Consider the following 6,878-nt stretch of genomic DNA (forward strand, 5'->3'; position numbering starts at 1 on the left):
CCGGCCGGCGCCTCCTTCACCTCGTTGGTGAATGGATTCCAATCCACCCGCGGGTTGTCGATGACCGCCGCGGGGATCTCCTGCGTGACGATGCGCTCCATCACCTTGACGATCATCCGCTGCTTCGCCACCCCCTCGGGATCCGCGTACCGGGACTTCAGCTCGTCCCGCAGGTTCCAGTGGCTGATCAGCCGCATCCCCTTGGGGAACGGCCGGCGCCCCTGCTCGTCCAGCAGGTGGTGCATCCAGAGGTTGTACTCGGCGATGTAGAGGTCCGCGGCCGCGGCCGCGCGCGTCGACTCCTGCCTCACCTCACCGGGCACCCGCCGGTTGAAGCGCCCCGTGAGCCGCGCCTCGGCCCACTGGCGGCGTGTGTAGCGAGGGCCCTGCTCCATCCGCTCGGCCAGCGTGGTGAGCGGGAAGTTGAGCAGCGCCACGAAGCCCACCTTGGCCTTGAAGAGATCCTCCGTGGCGTGCGCGCTCGGATCGAACGCCGCCAGCAGCGGATCCACCGGCAGCAGCGGCCCCAGGTCCAGGTCCGTCGGGCGGCGCAGCTCGCGGCTGATCTCATTCAGGTGCCCGTCGAGCTGCTCGAAGGCCGTCTCCAGCCGCGCCAGGGTGGCCTCGAGCTGCTTCTCGTCGGCGATGAAGTACTCGCGCGCGAAGGCGGCCAGGTCCCCGTCCTCCTCGCGCCACAGCGCGGCCACCTGCGCCACGCCCCGCTCGATACGGGCGCGCTGGGCCTCGCCGTGGCGGGCGACGAGCTCGGACTTCAGGGCGGCGAGGTCAGCGGTCTGCGTCATGGGACGGGCCTCCGCGGGTGGCGCACCCGCCTTCACCTGGGGCTGGCCGGACGCGCAGCCGAGCACGACCAGCAGGGGGAACACGGAAGCACGCTGGAAGAAGAACCGGGGCTTCGAGAGGAAGGACACGCGAGGACTCCAGAAGTGGAAAAGGGTCCGACCAGCGCGGTCGGACCCTTTTCAGGAACAACTAGACGAAGACCACCGGACTACGACGCGGCGCGCACGTTCTGCGCCTGGAGGCCCTTGGGGCCCTTGGCGACTTCGAACTCGACCCGCTGGCCCTCGGCCAGGGTGCGGAAGCCATCCATGTTGATGGCGGAGTGGTGGCAGAACACGTCCTCACCACCGCCGTCCTGCGTGATGAACCCGAAGCCCTTCGCATCGTTGAACCACTTCACGGTACCAGTCGCCATTTGCGCTCTTCTTCCTTCAAGACGGGCGCGAAAATCCGCTGCCCGTTCTCCACCGGATGAAGCCCGGTCGAGACGGGCGGAAATCTAAGCGGGGGTCCTGACCGTGTCCACCTACCAGCCGCACTTCTGGCCCTTGTTCTGCTCCTGGAGCCAGCGGCGCAGCGGGGCGAAGTAGTCCAGGATGGCCGACGCATCCATCTCGCGCTGACCCGTCATGGCCTCGAGCGCGTCCGGCCAGGGCTTGCTCGCGCCCATCTCCAGCATGGCCTGGAGCCGCTTTCCGGCCTCCTTGTTGCCGTAGACGGAGCACTCGTGGAGGGGGCCCTTGTAGCCCGCGGACTGGCAGAGCGCGCGGTGGAACTGGAACTGGAGGATGCGGGCCAGGAAGTAGCGCGTGTACGGGACGTTGGCGGGCACGTGGTACTTGGCGCCCGGATCGAAGTCCGCCTCCGAGCGCTCCACCGGCGCGCGCACGCCCTGGTACTTCTCGCGCAGCGTCCACCAGGACTTGTTGTAGTCCTCCGGCTTCACCCGCCCGGAGAAGACCTCCCAGCGCCACTGATCCACCAGCAGGCCGAAGGGCAGGAAGGCCACCTTCTCCATGGCGTCCTTCATCTGGAGGTTGATGAGGCCCTTGTCGCCCTGCGGCACCTCCTTCAGCAGACCCACCTGCTTGAGGTAGCCCGGGGTGATGGACAGGGTGATGGCGTCACCGATGGCCTCGTGGAAGCCGTCGTGCGCGCCCTGCTGAAAGAGCACCGGGAGCTTGTAGTAGTACGTGTAGTAGTAGTTGTGGCCCAGCTCGTGGTGGATGGTGACCAGGTCCTCCTCGGTGGACTTGATGCACATCTTGATGCGCAGATCGTTGTCGTAGGTGACGTCCCACGCGCTGGCGTGACACACGACGTCACGATCCCTCGGCTTGGTGAACTGCGAGCGCTGCCAGAACGTCTCCGGGAGCGGCTTGAGCCCCAGCGAGGTGAAGAAGGTCTCGCCCGCCTTCACCATGCGGATGGCGTCGTAGTTCTGCCGCTTCAGCTCGGCGTCCACGTCCAGGCTGGGCTGTCCCTTGTAGGGCTCCACCAGGCCGTAGATGTTGTTCCACTCCTGCGCCCACATGTTGCCGAGCAGGTGGGCGGGAATGGCCTTGCCGGCGGGCACCTTGTCCTCGCCGTACTGCCTGGCGAGGCGGGCGCGCACGTAGCAGTGCAGCTCGTCATAGAGGGGCTTCACCTGTCCCCACAGCCGCTGGGCCTCCTTCTCGAAGGCCTCGGGGGGCATGTCGTAGTTGGAGCGCCAGAGGGACCCCAGGTCCTGGAAGCCAATCTCCTGCGCCCCCTCATTGGAGACCTCCACCAGCCGCTGGTAGAGCGGCCGCATCGGCTGCGAGACGGCGTGCCACCCCGTCCAAGCGTCGAGCAGCGCGTCATAGTTGCGGCTCTTGGCCATGACGTCGGACAGCTCGCCCAGGTCCCTGCACTGGCCCTTGCCATCCTTGCCGCAGTACTTGCCCTTGCCGTAGAGACCCTCGAGCTTCGCGGCGATGCCGGCCAGCTCGGCGCGCTTCTGGGCGTCACTCGGCGCGGGCAGCGCGGAGGAGACGCGCAGCAGGTGCAACATGCGCGAGGTGTCCGCGTCCAGCCCTTGCACGCCCTTGAAGCTCGCGGCCTGCTTGATGGCCTGGTTGAGATAGCCCATCACCTCCTCGTTCACCAGGGCGGCGTTCCGCTCGGTGTCGTCGGTGATGTAGGTGGCCTTGATCCACTCGGCCGTGGACTGCCTCGTCCACAGCCGCTTGAGATCCTCGTTCACGCGGACGGCGAACTGACGCGCGTCGTCGGCCGTGGGCTGGACCTCGGCGGACTTCTGCTCCGCGGGCTTCGCCTCGGCGGCGGGAGGAGGGCTCGCCGTCTCGGGCGAACCACCAGTGGAGCCATGCGCCGAGGAGGCACAGCCCGGAGAGACGATGAGCGGCACGACCGCGAGGGCCGCGCTCAAGAGGAGCTTGACGGGAAAGGTGCGGTTCATAGGGGGCGCACCGTAGAAGAAGCCCCTGCTATCGTCCACCTATGCGCGCTCTCTTGATCGGGTCCGGCTCGCGCGGCGACTTCCAGCCGATGCTCGCGCTCGCGGTGGCGATGCGCCGGGCCGGCCATACGGTGACACTGCTCGGCTCGCCTGTCTTCCAGGGGGAAGCCGAGGCGTTCGACATCCCCTTCGGGCCGTGCGGTCGCGACGCGCAGGCGCTGCTCGCCGAGACGCGCCAGCAGACGCGCACCCCGCTCGGCTTCGTCAAGACGCTCAACTCACTCATCGCCAGCGAGTTCGAGCTGCAGATGGCCCACACCGAGTCACGGGTCCAGGGCATGGACCTGGTGGTGGGCGGAGGCGCGACGATCGCGGCGCACCTGCTCGCGGATGCGGCGCGGGTGCCGTACCGCTACATCGGGTACACGCCGCAGATCCTCCCCTCTTCGTACCACCCGATGCTGATGGTGCCGCTCACCCGGTCGCCGCGCTGGCTGAACCGGCTCCTCTGGCGGACCTCGAAGGGGTTCTACAACCGCCTGCTCGACGAGCGTTACAACGCGCACCGGACGCGGCGCGGCCTCCCGCGCGACGAGGACATCTTCGGTTCCATCTTCCCCCGCGAGAAGACGCTCCTCGCCTGCGATCCGGAGCTCATCCCCGCGCCGCCCGACCTCGCCCACGTTCCCCAGGTCGGCTCCTTCGCACTGCCTGACGACCGGCCGTTTCCGCCCGGGCTCGAGGCGTTCTTGAGCGCCGGGCCCCCTCCCATCTACGTGGGATTCGGGAGCATGCCCGACGACGACCCTGGGCGGACCACCCGGCTCGTCCACGAGGCGGCGAAGAAGGCCGGTGTCCGGCTCCTGCTGTCCTCGGGGTGGTCAGGCCTCGGGGGCGAGGACCTCGGGCCCTCCGTGCACGTGGTGGGCCCGGTGTCTCACGGGCTGCTCTTCCCACGCCTCGCGGGCTCGGTGCACCACGGAGGGGCAGGAACGACCGCGGCGTCGGCGCGCGCCGGTATTCCCCAATTGCTGGTGCCACATGCGTTCGACCAGTTCATGTTCGCCCGCCACGTCCACCAGCGCGGCCTGGGCCCGCGGCCAATCCCCAAGGGCGCGTTGACGCTGGAACGGCTGGCCGAGGGCCTGCGCGCGCTCGCCAGTGACGGGCCGATGCGGGAGCGGGCCCGCGCCGCCGGGGAGAGCATCCGGAGCAGGGATCCACTGCGCGCCGCCGTCTCCTGGCTCGAAGGCGCCCTCGACACCGCTCGTTGACGTCAGCTGGGCCCCTTCAACACTCCCTCCCTGTCGAGCAACGCGCGGATCTCATCGGCCAGGGCCACATGTGCCGGGTTGTCCACGGTGAAGCGCTCCGGTGTAAGGATGACGAGCGTACCCTTGTCCTCCACCGACTCCACACGCACGGGTTGCGGCAGGGGCGGCAACACTCCCTGGCGGCGCGAGAAGTACATCAGCCAGCCCGTCCGGGGATGACCTGCGGGCTCGCTTCGCATGTCTTGGTAGGCATGCGAGATGACCCCACCCCAGTCCGGTTCCCAGGCCAGGACCAGGGCACGCATGACCTCGGTCAGAACGGCGGCGGAGAGAACGCGCTGCTCTTCTGGTCCATTGGAAGGGAGGTCGAGCAAACAAGAATTCGGTGGCGGTGTTACGGCGGAGCCACAACCGAGCATCACCACGCCACCGCGCCCATCCTCCTCGTGCCCCGTCCAGGCACTGAAGCTGAACCCGAACGAGCCTTCGTTGTACTTCCTGCTCTTGAAGAAGCGCAGGAATGTTTCGTGAGTGGGCTCGAACTGGAGTTGGAGCGCCTTCTTGAGCGAATTCGCCTGTTCGAACCAATGGGCATAGATGGGGTCAGCACGGGAAAGGAGCTGAAAGAACGTCTCCGCGCGCCGGGCACAATCCTCAGCCGACTCCCGGCGAGCTGGCCAATAGACACCTGCGTAGAAGATCTCTTTCATGGATGTTCCGAGCAGCTACGGCGGCGTGTAGATGACGTCAGCGGATGGGGATGCCGCTGGCCACCCGCTCTTGTCGCCGAGCCTGCTCGACGAGCCGCCTCGCCCCTTTGAAATACCGCTTGGCCTTGAGGCTCGCGTCGAAGTGCTTGTCATAGCCGAGGCCCTTGGTTTCCAGCAGGGTTCCGTGAGTGGGATCGCGCCCGTCGAAGTCCGCCTTCTCGCCATTGCGGAGGACACGGTACACCCAGCCCGCTGGCGCCTTCGTCACCTTGTGCTGGTACTTGCGCGAGCGCGGCGACATGCGCTCGTTCTTGGGCACCCACTGCCCGGGCCCGCCGATGGGAGGCATCCACACCCGTGTCCAGCAGCGCCAGCCCCGCTCCCTCCAGCGCCGACAGCACCACACCGTCGTCCGGTACGTACGGACCCAGTGACAGGGCTCCTCGCGCCACCTCCAGTTGCTCGTCCACCGGCCACAGGCGACCGTCTTCCATCGCGTAGAAGGGCCCCACCTCGTAGCGGCCGGCGCGCAGCGTACCGTCCTCCGCCACCCTCACCTCGCCCACCTTCTGTTTCGCCTCTCCTGTGACGGCCAGCGCCAGGATGGTGAAGCAGGGCCACCGCGGAACGCGCAGGGGTCGGGTGTCACAACCATCCCTTACGGGAAGGTCACGTTGCCGAGAACGAAGGTGCGTTGGCCGTCCGCCTCCCACAGTTTCAGGACGAAAGGCCCCTCGGTCCGCGTGTCCGGGGCCATCACCTCGAGCCACATGCGGCGCGTCTCACCCGGCGGGATGGGCTCCGCTGGAAAGAAGGTGGCCTCTAGAATCTCCCCCTTGGGCCCGACGAGAACCGCGCCTCGCGGTGTCCACGGCTTCGCGCCCGCCGGGTTCTCCAGCATCAACTCCATGGCGACCCGGCCAGGAGCGCGGAAGGTCCTCGCCAGCCGCGCAACCAAGGGGTTGGTTTCGCGCTGGGTGATGCTCCTGGTGAGGAGCTGAGAAGGGATGCCCTCCATTCCCACCATGCCCGAGGCGAACAACCCAATCAGTCCCTCCGGCCTGTCTCGCTCTGTACGCAGCCTCGCGTTCTCCGCGCGCAGCCTTGCATTCTCCTCCTGCGTCTTCCTCAACTCGGTTTGGACTGATTCCACCGGACGCGGCTGACGGAAGATCTCGACCTGCCGCTCGCCCACCGCCGGATGGACGAGCAACCGGAAGGTCGCGCAGGCAGGAGCCGCCCCGTCCGCGAAGCACACCGTCACCTTTCCGGGATTCTCGCCGCGCATCTTCTCCGAGGGCACGAGCGTCAGGATGCGCTTTCCGGGTTCAACCACCTCGAAGCGCTCACGGCGCTCCAGCGTCACCCCATCCCCGCGCACATCCGAGTCGAAGAGAAAAGTCGTGGCCAGTCCCGGACTGAGTTGTACCTCGCGCTCCTCACCTGAACCGTCCGCCGTCAGCTCGATGCACTGGCTCTCGCGCTCGCCAGGAGGGGGACACGTCCGCGCGTTGGTGGCAGTCCCCAGGAAAAACAGCAGCAGCAGGGCAGCGGGCGACGATGCGAACACAGAGAGGAAACTCCGGATGGGGACGGGCCGCTCGACTGGCCATCATTCAAAATGGTCAACGGGTTTCACAAGGACCG

Annotated in this window: 6 protein-coding genes and 1 pseudogene; 1 reads left to right on the forward strand and 6 read right to left on the reverse strand. The window is 67.4% G+C overall.

The features are described 5' to 3' along the window. The 3 genes and pseudogenes from VF794_RS39310 to VF794_RS39320 form a co-directional block, all read right to left on the reverse strand. A pseudogene (locus VF794_RS39310) lies at window positions 1-803 on the reverse strand (hypothetical protein); the annotation flags it as partial. A 209-nt stretch (window positions 804-1,012) separates the two neighbouring features. Then, window positions 1,013-1,219: a cold-shock protein gene (locus VF794_RS39315; protein ID WP_331118770.1), complete on the reverse strand. Its 207-nt coding sequence runs from the start codon at window positions 1,217-1,219 to the stop codon at window positions 1,013-1,015. A 111-nt stretch (window positions 1,220-1,330) separates the two neighbouring features. After that, window positions 1,331-3,247, reverse strand: coding sequence for a M2 family metallopeptidase (locus VF794_RS39320; RefSeq protein ID WP_331118771.1), 1,917 nt, complete (start codon window positions 3,245-3,247; stop codon window positions 1,331-1,333). Between the two features lie 41 nt (window positions 3,248-3,288). On the opposite strand from VF794_RS39320, the gene VF794_RS39325 reads away from it, so the two are divergent. Further along, window positions 3,289-4,521 (forward strand): glycosyltransferase, encoded by a 1,233-nt coding sequence (locus VF794_RS39325; RefSeq protein WP_331118773.1) that lies wholly within the window; start codon window positions 3,289-3,291, stop codon window positions 4,519-4,521. 2 nt (window positions 4,522-4,523) lie between these two features. Here VF794_RS39325 and VF794_RS39330 read toward each other — a convergent pair whose 3' ends face one another. The 3 genes from VF794_RS39330 to VF794_RS39340 form a co-directional block, all read right to left on the reverse strand. After that, window positions 4,524-5,231: an immunity 52 family protein gene (locus VF794_RS39330; protein ID WP_331118775.1), complete on the reverse strand. Its 708-nt coding sequence runs from the start codon at window positions 5,229-5,231 to the stop codon at window positions 4,524-4,526. 37 nt (window positions 5,232-5,268) lie between these two features. Then, window positions 5,269-5,580, reverse strand: a complete 312-nt coding sequence (locus VF794_RS39335) for a Tox-REase-5 domain-containing protein (protein WP_331118777.1) — start codon at window positions 5,578-5,580, stop codon at window positions 5,269-5,271. Window positions 5,581-5,889: 309 nt separating this feature from the next. Next, complete coding sequence (locus tag VF794_RS39340) at window positions 5,890-6,801, reverse strand: DUF2381 family protein (RefSeq protein ID WP_331118778.1); 912 nt, start codon at window positions 6,799-6,801, stop codon at window positions 5,890-5,892. Window positions 6,802-6,878: the final 77 nt, after the last annotated feature.

The sequence above is a fragment of the Archangium sp. genome (assembly GCF_036389735.1).
Taxonomy (GTDB): Bacteria; Myxococcota; Myxococcia; order Myxococcales; family Myxococcaceae; genus Archangium.